The following is a 15,044-nucleotide window of genomic DNA, read 5'->3' as shown; positions in this document are numbered from 1 at the left end:
ACCCGGGACGCGGCCGGCACAGGCAAGGAGCAGTAATGGCAATCACCCCAGAAGAGGTCGCAGAGACCCTGAGCATGGTCTCGCAGCAGAACCTCGACCTGCGTACCATCACCATGGGCGTCTCGCTCTTCGGCTGCGCCGACGAGGACATGGGCCGCATGTGCACCAAGGTGTACGACCGCATCACGAAGACGGCGGAGCGCCTGGTCCCCACGGCCGAGCAGCTGGAGCGCGAGTACGGCATCCCCATCGCGAACAAGCGCGTGTCCGTCACGCCCATAGCGCAGATCGCCGCCGCGTGCGACGACGAGGACCTCACCCCCATCGCCCAGGCCATGAACCGCGCGGCCGAGACGCTGGGGGTCGACTTCATGGGCGGCTTCTCCGCACTGGTGCAGAAGGGCATGGGGTCCGCCGACCGCCGGCTCATCGCATCGATCCCCTCCGCCGTCGCGAGCACGGAGCGCATCTGCTCCTCCCTGAACATCGCCTCGACCCGAGCGGGCATCAACATGGACGCCGTGCTCCTCTCGGCGCAGACCATGATCGACTGCGCGAAGGCGACCACGGACATAGACTGCTACGGCGCCGCCAAGTTCGTGGTGTTCGCGAACATGGTGGAGGACTCGCCGTTCATGGCGGGCGCCACGCACGGCTCCGGCGAGGCGGACGCCGTCATCAACGTGGGCGTTTCCGGCCCCGGCGTCATGGCGGCCGCGCTTGAGCAGCTGCCGGAGGACGCGAGCCTCATGGAGGTGGCCGAGAAGATCAAGCAGACGGCGTTCAAGATCACCCGCGCCGGCGAGCTCATGAGTCGCGAGGCGTCCAGGCGCCTGGGCGTGGAGAAGGGCATCGTGGACCTGTCGCTGGCGCCCACGCCCGCCGCGGGCGACTCCGTCGCGAAGATCCTGGAGATCATCGGCGTCGGCGAGTGCGGCGGCCCCGGCACGACGGCGGCGCTCGCGCTCCTGAACGACTGCGTGAAGAAGGGCGGCGTCATGGCGAGCTCCAGCGTGGGCGGCCTCTCCGGCGCGTTCATCCCGGTGTCCGAGGACGCGGGCATGATCCGCGCGGCGGCGGACGGCGCGCTCTCGATCGAGAAGCTCGAGGCCATGACCTGCGTCTGCTCCGTCGGGCTCGACATGATCGCCATCCCGGGCGACACCCCGGTCGAGGCGATCGCCGGCATCATCGCGGACGAGATGGCCATCGGCGTCATCAACACCAAGACGACGGCCGTCCGCCTGATCCCGGCCATCGGCCACAAGGAGGGTGACGTGCTGGAGTTTGGCGGCCTGTTTGGCACCGCGCCCGTGCAGCACGTGAACCCGTTCGCGGGCCACGTGTTCGCGCACCGCGGCGGCCGCTTCCCCGCGCCGATCAACTCGCTCAAGAACTAGGGAACCAGGTGCCGACGGCGTGACCCACAGGCAGGTGCCAGACGCAAACGGTCGAGGGCGCCACGGCCTCCCCTACGGCTTTGCCGAGGTGGCCGTGGCGTCGCTTCTTGTTGCCGCGGCGTACTGCGGGGCGTGGGCGAACTCCATCGAGCCCGCGCTGCGCGCCGCCGCACGGGTCGACGCGGGCAAGGCCACGGTCGCGCGCCACGTCCGCCACGCGCACGGCCGGCAGGTGGGAGCCCCCCAGGCCCAGGGGCAGGACGCACCCGCGCCCAAGGGCGAGCTCGCGATCGACGGCGACGTGTCCCTCTCGGCCGCGCCGTCCGTGGCGTCGCTTCGCCAGACGATATCCGCGCTCGAGGCGCGGGGCTACGTCGTGGGAGTCTGCGCGCGCGACCTGCGCACGGGCGTGACCGTGACCTACGACGCGGACGCGGACTTCTATACCGCGAGCGCCATAAAGGGGCCGTACGTCATATCCGTCTACCAGGAGCTGGTGGATGCGGGCTCGCTGGACGCCGCGGACGCGTACCGCTACGCGGCGCCGATCATCCTGAACTCGGACAACGACGCCTACGTGGCGCTTTCCGACCGGCTGGGCCGCTCGTGCTTTGCCGCGTGGCTGCGCCGGGGCAACGTGGGATCCGGCGCCTACCCCAGCGTGGACGCGTACGCCGCGCCGCACTACCCGCACAGCACGGCGCGCCAGCTTGCGCAGGAGTGGGCGCACGCCTACGCCTACCTGGCCTCCGGCAAGGGCCACAGCGCCACGCTGCTCGAGCTTCTCTCGAACCGCGCCGTGTCGCCCATTAAGGACGCGCTGGGCGAGAAGCGCCAGACGCTTTCGAAGGCGGGATGGTACCCGGTGGACGAGGGCATCGCGGACCCCGTCACGAACGACGCCGGCATCGTGATGGGCCCGCGCGGCCCGTACGTGGTCTCGATACTCTCGAACGCGCCCGAGGACTTCGGCGCGGTCGAGGGCATCGCCGCGGCCGTCGACCAGGCGATGCCCCAGGCCGTGGACGCAGCCGTCTGCTATCCCAGGAAGCGCACCTCAGGCTCCAGCCGAACGCCAAACTGCCTGTCGACCTCGTCCTGAACGTGCTCGATCACGGCGTGCACGTCCGCCGCGGAGGCGTTGCCCAGGTTCACCACGAAACCGGCGTGCTTCTTCGACACGGCGGCGTCCCCCACCTGGTAGCCCTTCAGCCCGGCGTCGGTTATGAGCTTTCCCGCGAAGAAGCCCTCCGGCCGCTTGAACGTCGAGCCGGCGCTCGCAAGCTCCAGCGGCTGCTTATCCTCGCGGCGCTGCGTGAAGTCGTCCATGCGCGCGCGGATGTCCTCCGGGTCGTCCTCGCGCAGGGAGAACGTGGCGGAAAGCACCACCAGCCCGTCGTCCTTCACGCGGCTCTGACGGTAGCCCAGGTTCAGCTCGTCCGCGGGGATGGTCTGCACGGAGCCGTCCGGCATGAGGGCGCGCACGCTCTGGAGCACGTCCGCCGTGCAGCCGCCGTACGCGCCGGCGTTCATGAAGCAGGCGCCGCCAACGGAACCCGGGATGCCGCAGGCAAACTCAAGTCCAGAAAGCCCCAGCTCGCAGGCCATCTCGGACGCTTCCTTGAGCGTGACGCCCGCCTGGCACGTCATCTCCTCGCCGTCGACGCTCACGTTGGTGAGGCCGTCGGCCAGGGCGACGATCACGCCGCGGTAGCCGTCGTCGCTCACCAGAAGGTCGCTGCCGCACCCCAGCACAAAGTAGGGAACGTGCTCCTCCCTGCACGCCGCGATGACGTCCGCCACCTCCTCAACGTCGTCTGGAACCACGTAGAGGTCCGCCGGACCCCCAATGCGGAAGGTCGTGTGCTCGCTCATGGGCTCCATCTGGCTCACGTTCTCCTCGCCCACGATGGCGCGAAGTCGCCAGTTCAGCGTATCCAAGTGGTAGTCACCGTCGGACATGCCGCAATCACTCTCCTCAAAAGTCGCCGCACGCGTAAGGTCGCCGCACGTGCGGCGTCGCATGTCAAAGCGCTGCTCTTCTCTGCTGTGTAAGCATCCTCAAAAGTATAGCAGCCTGTCAGATGCCCACAAATCGCCCGCTTTTCACCGATCACACGCCACGCACACGTAAAAAGATTTCTCGCCACGCGCCAGCGTCACGTGCTATGGTCAACGTGTCAGTTTCAGGGCGGGGTGAGATTCCCCACTGGCGGTAGGGGCAAGGCCCAAGTCCGCGCGCCGCAACAAAAAGAGCGGCTGACCTGGTCAAAGTCCAGGACCAACGGTTATAGTCCGGATGAAAGAAACGGAGGCCACCATGGCACAGAGTTCTTCCGTCGCACGTCACGACTCTCACTCCACCACCGAGCAGGGCTCGGGCTGGAGCACCAAGCGCATCGCCGTAACGGCGCTGTTCTGCGCGCTTGCGGCAATCTGCACGCTGTTTGTGGAGTTCCCGATCCTGCCGGCCGTCCCCTGGCTCAAGTACGACCCGTCCGCCATCGTCTGCCTCATCGCGGGCTTCGCGTTTGGCCCGGCCACGGGCGCCGTCGTGAGCGTCATCAGCTACCTGCCCCACATCGCCACCGCGTCTGGCTTCTGGGGCATGGTCATGGCGATCGTCGCCACCATCTCCATGGTGCTGCCCGCCTCCCTCGTCTACAAGCGCGACACCACCCTGCGCGGCGCCATCGTCGGCATGGTGCTGGGCGCCGTCGCGAGCGTCTGCGCGTGCATCCTGGCTAACATCGTGGTGACGCCGTTGTACGCGCACATGGCCACCGCAGACGTCATCGCGCTCATCGTGCCGGCACTCCTGCCGTTCAACGTGCTGAAGGTCGTCATCAACGCCGTCGTGTGCGCCCTCATCTACAAGCCGGTCACCAAGGCGCTGGGAAACTAGCAGTTGTCTGCCACGCAGGACACCACCACGCCCACGGGGCGTAGCGTCGCGGGCGAGAAGGACGTTCGGCCTCGGGCCGCCGCGCCCCTCTCGCCCGCGCGGCGCCTCTCCCCCGCGCCGGCGCTCTCGCTCTCGCACGTGAGCCTTCACTTCGACGGCGGCGTGCAGGCGCTCCGCGACGTGAGCCTTTCCGTGGCGCCCGGCGAGCGCGTGTGCGTGCTCGGGCCAAACGGCTCGGGCAAGTCCACGCTCGCGTCCGTGCTGTGCGGGCTGCTCGCGCCGGACGAGGGCACCGTCGACCTCGTGGGCGAGCGCGTCATGGCGGACGGCCGGCCGGACTTCGCGGCATACCGACGCGCGCGCCGCAGCCTGGGGCTGGTGTTCCAGAACCCGGACGACCAGATCGTGACGACCGTCGTGGAGGAGGACGTCGCCTTCGGCCCAGAGAACCTGGGCGTCCCGGCGGGCCAGATCGGCGAGCGCGTGCGGCGCGAGCTGTCGCGCGTCGCGATGCAGGACTTTGCGAAGGCGGACCCCACCAGGCTCTCCGGCGGGCAGAAGCAGCGCGTCGCGCTGGCAGGCGCGCTCGCGCTGGAGCCGGCGGTGCTCGTGCTGGACGAGCCCGGCGCCCTTCTGGACGTGCGCGGGCGGCGCGGCGTCATGCACGTCATGGCGCGGCTGCAGAAGGCCGGCTGCACGCAGGTCCACGTCACGCACTTCATGGAGGAGGCCCTCGCCGCGGACCGCGTCATCGTGATGCTCAAGGGAAAAGTCGCGCTTTCCGGCACGCCGGAGGAGGTCTTCTCGCACGCAGAGGAGCTGCGCCGCATGGGGCTGGAGGCGCCGTTTGCCGCGCGCCTGGCAGAGCGCCTGCGGGCCCGCGGCGTGAGCGTCCCCTGGACATGCGACGCACGCGTGCTCAGGGGCGCCATCCTGCGCACGTGCGCACCGGCCGCCCCAGGCGCCACGGACGCCGCGGGCGAGAAGAGCGCGTCCCCCTCGGCGGCACGGACGTCCGCCGCGCCCGAGGGCGCCGTCATCGTCGCGAACGTCAGCTACAGCTACGCCGGCGACGTCACGGCACGGGGCGTGCGCCGCCAGGCGCTCGACGGCGTCAGCCTCTCCATCCCGCGCGGGCTGGTCACGGCCATCGTGGGCCAGACGGGCTCCGGCAAGTCCACGCTCGTCAGGCTCATGTGCGCACTCGAGGTGCCGGACGCCGGGCACATTGTGGTCGACGGCGTCGACACCGCCCGCAAGCGCGACCGCCGCCTCGTGCACCAGAGGATCGGCTACGTCATGCAGCACCCGGAGCGGCAGCTCTTCGCCCAAACCGTCGCGCAGGACGTCGCGTACGGCCCGCGCAACATGGGCCTGTCCTCCCCCGATGTCGACCGCCGCGTCGCACGCGCGCTCGAGCTCGTGGGCCTGTCAGACCTGCGCGAGGCCTCCCCGTTCGACCTCTCCGGTGGCCAGCAGCGCCTGTGCGCCATCGCCGGGATCCTCGCCATGCGCCCGCAGACCCTGGTGCTGGACGAGCCCACCGCCAGCCTCGACCCCCGCGGGCGAGAGGATCTCCGTGCCATACTCGGCGCGCTCTCGGCACGCGGCGTCACCATCGTCCAGGTCACGCACTCCATGGACGACGCCGCCCGCTGTGACCACGTGATCGTGCTCGACAACGCGCACGTGCTCGCCCAGGGCGCGCCCCGCGACGTCTTCGCCGTCGCGCACGAGCAGAGGCTCCGCACGTGCGGCCTGGGGCTGCCGCGCCCGCTCTCGTGGGCGCGCGACCTCACGGAGGCGGGCCTTGCGCTCGACCTTGCGCCCCACGCGGCGCCACTCACGACGGACGCGCTGGCAGACGCCCTCGCGGCGCTCGCCACGCACGCCGCGGCGGGCGCCTCGGCCGCAGCTCCCGCGCCAGGCGACCTGGGCAATCACCGGGAGGCGCGCTGATGGCACTTCGCATTCGCATGGGACAGTACCTGCCCCGCGACTCCCGCATCCACCGGCTCGACCCGCGCGCGAAGCTGGCCTGCGCCCTCGCGGTCATGGTGACTGTGTTCTTCATCCAGACGCCCCTCCAGCTGGCGCTCGGCCTCGCGTTCGCGCTCGAGGTCGTCGCGCTCTCGAAGGTGCCGCTTCGCCAGGTGGCGCAGTCCATCCGCCCACTCGTGGTGCTGCTGTGCGTGCTCGGCCTCTTCAACCTCTTCTACGTGGGCGAAGGCGCCACGCTCTTCTCGCTTGGCCCCGCGCGCGTCACGAGCATGGGCCTGTGGTGGGCCGTGTGCTACCCGCTGCGCTTCACCATCGCCATCCTCATGGGCGCGCTCATCCTGCTCACCACCACCCCCACCCAGCTGACGGACGCGTTCGAGGCGTGCCTGTCGCCGCTTTCGCGCGTGGGCCTGCCCGGGCACGAGCTCGCCATGGTCTTCTCGCTCATGCTGCGCTTCATCCCCACCATCGCCGACGAGGCCTCCGCGATCCTGGACGCCCAGACCGCGCGCGGCGGCGCCGTGTCGGAAGGCTCGTTCGCGCACCGCGTGCGCGCGATCGGCCCCGTGCTCGTGGCGCTGCTCGCAAGCTCCGCCCACCACGCGGAGGGGCTCTCGCGCGCGCTCGACGCCCGCGGCTACGAGGGCGGCTCCGGCCGCACGCACTGGCACCCGCTGCGCATGCGCCGCGCCGACTGGCTCGCCTGCGCCGTCTGCGCCGCCTACGTCGCGGCGCTGCTCGCGCTCGGCGCCGCATAGCGGAGCGCCGGGCAAGAGGCGCTAGGCAAACTGGCTGCGATAGAGGTCCGCGTACACCCCGTCTTGCTCCAGCAGCTCGCGATGCGAGCCCTTCTCGACGATGTCGCCGTGGTCCATCACCAGGATGAGGTCCGCGTCCACGATGGTCGAGAGCCGGTGCGCGATCACGAAGCTCGTGCGGTCCGCCATGATCGCCTCCATCGCGCGGGTGATGTACTGCTCCGTGCGCGTGTCCACGCTCGAGGTCGCCTCGTCCAGAATGAGGATCGCCGGGTCCGTGAGCATCGCGCGCGCGATGGTGAGCAGCTGGCGCTGGCCCTGGCTCACGTTCTCCGCGTCGTTCGCGAGCATGGTGTCGTAGCCCTCCGGCAGCGTGCGCACGAAGTAGTCCACGTGCGCGGCGCGGGCGGCGGCCTCCACCTCCTCGCGCGTGGCGCCGGGGTGGCCGTACGCGATGTTCTGCGCAACGGTGCCCTCGAACAGCCACGAGTCCTGCAGCACCATGCCAAACTGGCGGCGCAGGTCCGCGCGGGCAAGGCTCCTCGTGTCCGTCCCGTCCAGCGTGATGCGGCCCCCGTCCACCTCGTAGAAGCGCATGAGGAGGTTGATGAGGGTCGTCTTGCCGGCGCCGGTCTGGCCCACGATGGCCACCTTCTGGCCGGGCCTCGCCACGAAGCTCACGTCGCGCATGAGCGGCTTGTCCGGCGCGTAGCCAAAGCGCACGTGCTCGAACGCGACGCGGCCGCGGACGGGCTCCGCAAGCGTCGCCGGCTCCTTGGGATCCGGCACGACCTCCTCCTCGTCAAGCAGGACGAACACGCGCTCCGCCGCCGCGAGGGCGCCCTGCAGCATGTTCAGGGTAAGAGACAGCTGCGTCAGCGGCTCGGACGCCTTGAGGACGTACTGGAAGAACGCCTGGAACGTGCCGACGGTGATCCGGCCCGCCACGAGCATGCCGCCCGCGAGCACGCCGCAGATGACCTGCGCCAGCCTCATGAGGAAGCGGATGGCCGGCGAGATGGCGTTCGTGAGGAAGTCCGCGTGGGCGCTCACCTGCGCAAGCTCCTCGGCGTCCTCGCGCACCCGGGCGAGGGACTCCTCCTCGCGGCCGAACGCCTTGATGACGGCGCGGCCGCTGTACGCCTCCTCCACCCGACCCGTCAGGCGGCCGAGCACGTCCTGGCGCCTTGCCGCCACGGCGAGCGTCCGCGCGGCCACGACCTTCGTGAGGACGGCCGACAGCACCGCGAACGCCAGGAACACGCCCGTGAGCAGCAGGCTCATGCGTGCCATGAGGACGAGCGCGCCCACGAGGGTGATTGCCGAGATGATGATCTGCAGCAGGCCGCGCTGCAGGACCTCTGACACCTTGTCCAGGTCGTTCGTGGCGCGGCTGATGGTGTCACCCGGCTTGTGCGAGTCGAAGTAGCGGAGCGGCAGGCGCTCGACCTTGCGCGATATCTCCTCGCGCAGCTTCAGGTTCAGCCGCTCCGCGAAGCTTGCCATCACCAGGGACTGCACGCTGTAGAACGCCCACGCAAGCATCCAGATGCCCAGGTAGACCAGGATGTCAACGCCACCGTTCTCCATGGTGACGCGAAACGTCCGCCCGCTCGCGAACGCCCTCTGGATGCCAGCCCACAGGTGGTCGATGAGGCTTGCGGCGTACACGGGTGTCGCGAGGTCGGTCGCGACGTACAGCACAGCCGCGACGGCGGCGACCACAAGGCGCCAGCGTATGCCGGCCGCGGACCTCCAGAGCCTCAGCGCGGTGGCCCGACCGTTGGTCGGCACGTCCTTCTCCTCTTCCTCACTCATCGTCGTCACCTCCCCTTTCCTGGGACTCTGCGATTGCCAGGTACGTGGGGCACGTGGCAAGCAGCTCGTCGTGCGTGCCTAGGCCCACGACCTCTCCGTCGCGCAGCACCACGATCTGCGCCGCGTCGCGTATGGTGCTCACGCGCTGCGCGATGATGAGCACCGCCGCGTCGGCAAGCTCCGCGCGGATGGCGTGGCGCAGCCGGGCGTCCGTCTTGTAGTCGAGCGCGCTGAACGAGTCGTCGAACACGTACAGGTCGGCCTTGCGCGCGAGCGCGCGTGCGATGGCCAGGCGCTGTCGCTGGCCGCCGCTGAAGTTCGAGCCGCCCTGGGACACGCGCGCGTCCAGGCCGTCGGGAAGCTCGTGCACGAACGCGCCCTGCGCCACGTCCACGGCGTGCCACAGCTCCTCGTCCGTCGCGTCGGGGTTGCCGTCCCTCAGGTTCTGGGCGATGGTGCCCGAGAAGAGCCACGCCTTCTGGGGGACGTACGCTATGTGGTCCCTCAGCTCGTGCTGGCCCACGCCCCTCACGTCCCGGCCGAGGAACTCGACGCGGCCGTCCGTCACGTCGTGGAAGCGCAGGAGCATCTTCGCGATGGTCGACTTGCCGGAGCCCGTCGACCCTATGACGGCCGTAACCTCCCCGCGACTCAGGCTGAAGCTGAGGTCGCGCAGGGTGTCCTCGTCCGCGTCCGCAAAGCGGAAGCTCACGTGGTCGAAGCGCGCGACGGGGACGGTCGGGTCCGCCGCGACAAGCGCCGCCGGAGCCTCCCGGTCCCTCACGCGGGGCTCGACGGCAAGCACCTCGGAGGCGCGGGTGAGACACGCCATGGCACGGGGCAGCTGCAGGATGGCGAACTGCCCCATCATCATGAAGAACATGATGAGCATCGCGTACTCCACCAGCGCGGATATCGATCCTATCTGCATGGCGTGCACGCCGACGCGGTCTGCGCCGAGCCACACCACCAGGACCTCGACCACGTTCATCAGGAAGAACGTCATGCAGTCGGCCGTGGCGAACACGAGGTTCACGTGGATGGCGTTTCTCGCGTAGTCCTCGAACGTGGCGTCGAGGTTCCTGCGCTCCGCGTCCTCGCGGCCGAACGCACGGATGACGCGGATGCCCGTTATCGTCTCGCGCAGGCGCGTGTTCATGTTGTCGATGAACCCCTGGAGCACCAGGAAGATCGGGGCGCTCACCTTGACCGCCACGACCATGACCGCGCCCATGACCAGGGTGATGGCCAGAAGGAGCCATCCCATCACGTAGTCGATCCCGAACGCGAGCACGATGGCGACCACGCAGATGACGGGAACGGGCGCGAGCATGATAAACGTCATGAGAAACGTCTGTTGCACGACGTTCGCGTCCGAAAGCGTGCGGGTGATCATGGAGCCCGTCCCAAGCTGGTCGAAGTCGTATCCGCCGAGCTCGAGCGACTTCTCGTACACCGCGACGCGCATGTCCCTGCCCACGCGCGCGGCCAGGCGGCTTGCCAGCCAGTACGACACGAGGCAGCCGCCCGACCCCACAACGGCCGCGACGAGCATCGAGATGCCGTGGGCGAGCATGCCGCCGGCGTCCGTGGAGGACACGGCGGTGTTGATGAGGGCAGAGAGCTCCGTCGGGATGTAGAGCATGCCCGTTATGTCGCAGAGAAGCGCGAGGACGGTGAGAAGCGCGAGCCGCCTGTACGGGGCGACGAGCCTGAGCAGCAGCCGGAACGAGGCCGACTTGCTGTAGTCTTTCTCCACGCCCTTCTCGCCCGATGCGTCCTTGCTCATCTGCCACCCCCTTCCCTGTGCTTAGACCTTGATTCCATGACGTGCCCGAGCTCGACGTCGATCGCGTCCACGTAGATGCGGACGAGGCGGGCGAACTCCCTGCGGTCGCGCAGCGACAGCGAGGCGAACGCGCGCTCCTCCGCGTCCATGGCGGGGCGGACGTTGCGCGCGCAGAACGCCGTGCCCTCCGCGGTGAGGGACACCATCTTGTTGCGACGGCTTCCCTCCTCGAAGGCGATGGCGACGAGCCCGCGTGACTCGAGCGACTTGACGGCGGAGTTCACCGTCTGGCGCGAGTACGCCGTGTCCTCCGCGATCTGGCCCTGGGTGGCCCCGCCGCGGATGACGATGGTGACGAGCGACCAGAACGCGGCGTTGGAGAGGCCGCAGCCGCGCGCCACCTCGTAGTACAGGCGGTCAGACTCTCGAAAGATGGAGTCTATCGTCCTGACGCTGGGGACGTCGCCCTGGGGCGGCTCCCCCTCTTGGTGTGATGACACCTTTCCTCCCGCGTAACGTATATCCGAATTCGTACAGCTTTTGACATGCTAATCCGAAATCGGACAAGGCGCAAGCCGAAGGCGCCGCTTGGGCGGGCGGCGCGCGCGAGACCTGGCGCGGGCCCGGCGCGGGCGCTACGCCCAGACGGCCATGGCGACGGTCGCAACCGTGATGAGCGCGAGGCCCGTGAGCGAGCGAGCCGTGTAGCGCTCGTGGAACACCGCGGCCGCAAACGCCATGGACACGAGGATGGACAGCTTGTCCACGGGCACGACGACGCTCACGGGGCCGTTCTGGATGGCGAAGTAGTAGCACAGCCAGCTTGCGCCCGTGGCGATGCCGGACAGGCAGATGAAGGCGAACTCGCGGGCGTCGAGCGCGTCCAGGCGCGCCTGCGGGAGCTTTCCGCGCATGCCGACCACGACCCACGCCATCGCGAGGACGAAGCAGGTGCGCACCGCCGTCGCCAGGTTCGACGGCACCCCCTCGATGCCGACCTTCGCCAAGATCGAGGTAAGCGCCGCGAAGACGGCGGAGGCCACGGCATAGGCGAGGTAGGCGTTCCCGGAACGTCCCGCGGCCGAGGCGTCCGCGCCCTTCTCGCCCGCGCGCTGGACCATGAGGAGCGTGCCCGCGAGGATGGCCACGGAGCCCAGAAGCTTGACCGCAAGGTTGTTCACCTCGCCAAACAGGACGATGGCCAGAAGTATCGTGAGGACGGAGGACGTCTTGTCGATGGGGACGACCTTGTTGACGTCGCCCATGGAGAGCGCCTTGAAGTAGCAGATCCAGCTCGCTCCCGTCGCGACGCCCGACAGGGCGAGAAACGCCCACGCCCTTGCCGTGAGCGTGCCGATGGCGCCGACCTGCCCCGTCACGAGGGCCATGAGCCACGAGAACGCCAGCACGACGATGGTCCTGACGGCCGTGGCAACGTCAGAGTCCGTCTTCCTGATGCCGAGCTTGGCGAGTATGGACGTCACGCCCGCGAAGAGCGCGGAGCCTACCGCCGCCATGAGCCACATGTGAACCGTCCCTTCCCGGCGCGACCGGCGCCGTCAGAGGTCGTACGACCACCCGGCGCCCAGGATGCCCTCCTCCTGGGCGGTGAGCTCGTCGCTCACCTTGAGCGTATGTCTGTTGATGACCGACTGCTTCCAACCATACGACAACTTGGGCACGCGGACCTCGAACGTGACGTGCCCGAACGCGTTGAGCGAGCGCGTGCCGCCCGCCAGCGCGCGCTCGCGCACGAACTGCGCGGAGTAGCCCTTGTGGACGTGCCCGTGCACCAGGTACTGGGGCTGCCAGCGCTCGCACATCTGGCCGAGCGACTCGAAGCCGCGGTGCGGGATGTCGTCCAAGTCGCCGACGCCGAGCACCGGCGCGTGGGCGAGCAGGAGGTCGAACCCGCCGAGCATCCTCACCTGCCGGGAGACCCTGCGGACGCGACGGCGCATCTGCCGCTCCGTGTACATGTACGTCCCCTCGCGGTAGCGCCGGGAGCCTCCCAGCCCCACGATCCTGAGGCCGCGGTACACGTACGCGGCGTCGTCCACGCAGATGCAGCCGCGGGGCGGGTTGCGAACGTAGCCCTCGTCATGGTTGCCGTGAACGTACAGCAGCGGCTTGTTGATGACGGTGACCAGGTACTCAAGGTAGTCCGCGTCGAGGTCTCCGGCCGCGAGCACGAGGTCGACGTCCTTGTAGCGCTGGTCGACGCCAGTGCTCCACAGCGAGCGCTCCTCCACGTCCGCGATGGCGAGTATCTTGAGCGTTGCGTCAGGCATCGGCATCTGCCCCCAGCCCGGACGCCGCGACGCGCGCGGGGCGCAGCCTCGCGGGGAAGTCGCCCTCGATGTTCTGGGCAAGCCAGTCCATCCCCACGATCTGGTTGCTTGTGAGGCGGTCGGCCGCCCCCGACCGCACGATGCCGTCGCGGTCGACGAGCTCGCCGTCGAACGGGCCGACGGCGCCGGAGGACACGGCGCGGCGAAGGACGCTCGCGAGCTTGCGGGAGCCGTACGGCAGCTCCGGGGACAGCATGAGGTCGATGACCCCCGACGACATGCCGTACAGGTACGTCACCGCGCGCGGACCCGCGGGAAGGCCGTCGCCGTCCTGGGTGAGGATGCCGGGAAGCTCCCCTTTGAGGAGGCTGTCCACGATGATCTGGTAGTAGCGGCCCCAGTTCCACGTGGGTACGGCGATGTTTCTGACCTTGCCGTCGACCACCTTGAAGAGGCCGTGGGCCAGCGGGTCGTCGAACGGTGCGGTGACGTCCGCGCCAGAGATCATGGTGATGCCCTTCTCCACCAGCTTCCCTATGCCGCTGACGCCGTGGTCGGTCCACTCCAGCACCACCCTTGCCCTTGGGTCGACCATGGCCGCACCCTCGGCGAAGGCGTTCGCCTCTGCGACGGCGCCGCACGGGGGCAGGCTCACCCGATAGGCGATGACGTGGTTGTCCGCCAGGCTCGCCGCGAGGGCGCCGGCGATGAACTTTGCCTCGTACATGCGGCCGTAGTAGGAGCGGACCAGACCGTGAGAGAGGTTGACCGAGCAGTTGAGGAAGCTTGTGTGGGGGTACTCCGCCGCGGCCCGCACCGTCACGTCCATGAGCTTCGGTGAGCACGAGAAGAACACCTCCGCGCCCTGGGAGGCGGCGTCGCTCACGGCGGCCGCGAACGTCGCCTCGTCCTCGCAGCCCTCGTACGAGAGCGTGCGCACGATGCCGCCGTAGTGCCTCTCGAGCTCTTGCCGGCCCCTGTCGTGCGCACGCGCCCAGTAGTCGTCCTCGAGCGTGCCGGCGTAGGCGAAGGCCGCGACGAGCGGCCGCTGGCCGGTGTAGCCTCCCCCTCCCGAGAGGAAGGACATCGCGCCGCCGGACTCCCTTACGGGCTCCCCCACGAGAACGGGGGCGCTGGACGGCCCGCGGGACGCGAACTCCGCCCAGATGCGGGCGAGTCTGGCCCTGAGCAGGGGCGAGGGGGTCTCGAGCATGTGGCTCGACCCGTACACGTCCATGTAGGTGAGCATCGCGTCCGCAGGCGTGATGTCGAGGTGCGCGCCACCCGCCTTCAGGTACACGGACCTGAAGAAGAGGTAGACGGAGCGAAGCTGCCTGACGGCCTCCTCCGGCCAAGGCGAGTCGAGGTCGCGACCGAGGTGGGACGCGAGCCTACGGTAGGCCCCGGGCCTCGTGAACTCGATGTCGTAGGTTGGGACCGCGTTCCAGAACTCGAGGAACTCCCGATAGAGGTCGACGCCGGGCGCGACGTCCTCGCCCTCGTCCGCGGAGGCCGCGCCATTCTCGGCCGGGGCGTCGCCCGACGCGCGCTCGGGCGCGGGGCGGTCATCGGGCAGGATCCTGATCACGTCGGCCTCGATGGAGGGGGACTCGAGGTACTTGAGGACGGACGTCCTCTTGTTGCCCTCCTCCACGTAGAAGCGATGCAGGTACTCGTACACCTTCACGGGGTCGCGGAAGCCCTCGCTCATCTGCGCGTCATAGAGGTGCGACCACTTCGTCGCGAACTCCGTGCGCACGCCGAGCATGGGCATGAACGTGCGCGAGAACGCGTCCTGCCGGCCCGCGGTGCGCGTGCCCACCACCATGGACAGCGGAATCTGCATGATGCCGAGGCTCTTCTGGCCGAGCGAGCGATTGTTGGGCACGAGCTCGTCGAGCACGGGCGGATGCGGGTAGCGGCCGGCGGCGACGTCGGCCTTGCTGTCGCGCTCGCCCTGGCGCAGAGCCTTCTTGTAGTCCTCGATCATGCTGGTACCATCCCTCGTCTTGCGGACGCGTCGCGCCACTGGGTAAGGTGAGCCGGGCCGCCCCGCCACGGGACGGGCGCATGGACAAACGA

Annotated in this window: 12 protein-coding genes, 1 pseudogene and 1 riboswitch; of the genes and pseudogenes, 6 read left to right on the top strand and 7 right to left on the bottom strand. The window is 69.2% G+C overall.

What is annotated here, in order from left to right:
• Positions 1-35 precede the first annotated feature (35 nt).
• Together HF885_RS00665 and HF885_RS10600 are read left to right on the top strand one after the other, a co-directional pair.
• Positions 36-1,400: a PFL family protein gene (locus HF885_RS00665; RefSeq protein WP_170103057.1), complete on the top strand. Its 1,365-nt coding sequence runs from the start codon at positions 36-38 to the stop codon at positions 1,398-1,400.
• Positions 1,401-1,419: 19 nt separating this feature from the next.
• The gene (locus tag HF885_RS10600; protein WP_170103056.1) at positions 1,420-2,502 is read left to right on the top strand and encodes a serine hydrolase; all 1,083 of its coding nucleotides are present in this window, start codon (positions 1,420-1,422) and stop codon (positions 2,500-2,502) included.
• Here the strand turns inward: HF885_RS10600 and murB are convergent.
• Complete coding sequence (murB, locus tag HF885_RS00655; protein ID WP_090863331.1) at positions 2,439-3,362, bottom strand: UDP-N-acetylmuramate dehydrogenase; 924 nt, start codon at positions 3,360-3,362, stop codon at positions 2,439-2,441. The two genes, HF885_RS10600 and murB, sit on opposite strands and share 64 nt — an antisense overlap.
• A gap of 216 nt (positions 3,363-3,578) precedes the next feature.
• Positions 3,579-3,715, top strand: a riboswitch (FMN riboswitch).
• 5 nt (positions 3,716-3,720) lie between these two features.
• On the opposite strand from murB, the gene HF885_RS00650 reads away from it, so the two are divergent.
• The 4 genes and pseudogenes from HF885_RS00650 to HF885_RS00640 all read left to right on the top strand — a co-directional run bounded on the left by HF885_RS00650 (position 3,721) and on the right by HF885_RS00640 (position 7,064).
• Positions 3,721-4,305, top strand: coding sequence for an ECF transporter S component (locus HF885_RS00650; RefSeq protein WP_206109707.1), 585 nt, complete (start codon positions 3,721-3,723; stop codon positions 4,303-4,305).
• Positions 4,306-4,308: 3 nt separating this feature from the next.
• A pseudogene (locus HF885_RS10690) lies at positions 4,309-5,169 on the top strand (ATP-binding cassette domain-containing protein); the annotation flags it as partial.
• A 21-nt stretch (positions 5,170-5,190) separates the two neighbouring features.
• The gene (locus HF885_RS10685; RefSeq protein ID WP_419197817.1) at positions 5,191-6,264 is read left to right on the top strand and encodes an ATP-binding cassette domain-containing protein; all 1,074 of its coding nucleotides are present in this window, start codon (positions 5,191-5,193) and stop codon (positions 6,262-6,264) included.
• A complete protein-coding gene (locus tag HF885_RS00640; RefSeq protein WP_170103053.1) occupies positions 6,264-7,064 on the top strand; it encodes an energy-coupling factor transporter transmembrane component T family protein in 801 nt (266 codons plus the stop codon). The genes HF885_RS10685 and HF885_RS00640 overlap by 1 nt, the downstream gene beginning before the upstream one ends.
• A gap of 21 nt (positions 7,065-7,085) precedes the next feature.
• On the opposite strand, the gene HF885_RS00635 is transcribed toward HF885_RS00640, so the two are convergent.
• From HF885_RS00635 to HF885_RS00610, 6 genes are all read right to left on the bottom strand, one after another.
• Positions 7,086-8,882 carry an ABC transporter ATP-binding protein gene (locus tag HF885_RS00635; RefSeq protein WP_170103052.1) on the bottom strand — a complete coding sequence of 599 codons (1,797 nt, stop codon included), beginning with the start codon at positions 8,880-8,882 and terminating at the stop codon, positions 7,086-7,088.
• Positions 8,875-10,671, bottom strand: a complete 1,797-nt coding sequence (locus HF885_RS00630; protein ID WP_170103051.1) for an ABC transporter ATP-binding protein — start codon at positions 10,669-10,671, stop codon at positions 8,875-8,877. The genes HF885_RS00635 and HF885_RS00630 overlap by 8 nt, the downstream gene beginning before the upstream one ends.
• A complete protein-coding gene (locus tag HF885_RS00625; protein WP_170103050.1) occupies positions 10,668-11,171 on the bottom strand; it encodes a MarR family winged helix-turn-helix transcriptional regulator in 504 nt (167 codons plus the stop codon). Before HF885_RS00625 ends, HF885_RS00630 begins: the two co-directional genes overlap by 4 nt.
• A gap of 135 nt (positions 11,172-11,306) precedes the next feature.
• Positions 11,307-12,197: an EamA family transporter gene (locus tag HF885_RS00620; RefSeq protein ID WP_170103049.1), complete on the bottom strand. Its 891-nt coding sequence runs from the start codon at positions 12,195-12,197 to the stop codon at positions 11,307-11,309.
• A 33-nt stretch (positions 12,198-12,230) separates the two neighbouring features.
• Positions 12,231-12,962: a metallophosphoesterase family protein gene (locus HF885_RS00615; RefSeq protein ID WP_170103048.1), complete on the bottom strand. Its 732-nt coding sequence runs from the start codon at positions 12,960-12,962 to the stop codon at positions 12,231-12,233.
• Positions 12,955-14,952, bottom strand: coding sequence for a BMP family ABC transporter substrate-binding protein (locus HF885_RS00610; protein WP_170103047.1), 1,998 nt, complete (start codon positions 14,950-14,952; stop codon positions 12,955-12,957). The genes HF885_RS00615 and HF885_RS00610 overlap by 8 nt, the downstream gene beginning before the upstream one ends.
• Between the last annotated feature and the right edge of the window lie 92 nt (positions 14,953-15,044).

This window comes from Parafannyhessea umbonata (genome assembly GCF_012844235.1).
In the GTDB taxonomy this organism is placed as follows: domain Bacteria; phylum Actinomycetota; class Coriobacteriia; order Coriobacteriales; family Atopobiaceae; genus Parafannyhessea.
The sequence above is the reverse complement of the archived record's forward strand: the minus strand, read 5'-3'. Positions and strand labels throughout refer to the sequence as shown.

What these genes read in the sequence shown, in the direction of transcription:
- HF885_RS00665 (WP_170103057.1), top strand. Translation starts at nt 36, where the DNA reads ATGGCAATCACCCCAGAAGAGGTCGCAGAGACCCTGAGCATGGTCTCG.
- murB (WP_090863331.1), bottom strand. Translation starts at nt 3,362, where the DNA reads ATGTCCGACGGTGACTACCACTTGGATACGCTGAACTGGCGACTTCGC.
- HF885_RS00650 (WP_206109707.1), top strand. Translation starts at nt 3,721, where the DNA reads ATGGCACAGAGTTCTTCCGTCGCACGTCACGACTCTCACTCCACCACC.
- HF885_RS00640 (WP_170103053.1), top strand. Translation starts at nt 6,264, where the DNA reads ATGGCACTTCGCATTCGCATGGGACAGTACCTGCCCCGCGACTCCCGC.
- HF885_RS00635 (WP_170103052.1), bottom strand. Translation starts at nt 8,882, where the DNA reads ATGAGTGAGGAAGAGGAGAAGGACGTGCCGACCAACGGTCGGGCCACC.
- HF885_RS00630 (WP_170103051.1), bottom strand. Translation starts at nt 10,671, where the DNA reads ATGAGCAAGGACGCATCGGGCGAGAAGGGCGTGGAGAAAGACTACAGC.
- HF885_RS00620 (WP_170103049.1), bottom strand. Translation starts at nt 12,197, where the DNA reads ATGTGGCTCATGGCGGCGGTAGGCTCCGCGCTCTTCGCGGGCGTGACG.
- HF885_RS00615 (WP_170103048.1), bottom strand. Translation starts at nt 12,962, where the DNA reads ATGCCTGACGCAACGCTCAAGATACTCGCCATCGCGGACGTGGAGGAG.
- HF885_RS00610 (WP_170103047.1), bottom strand. Translation starts at nt 14,952, where the DNA reads ATGATCGAGGACTACAAGAAGGCTCTGCGCCAGGGCGAGCGCGACAGC.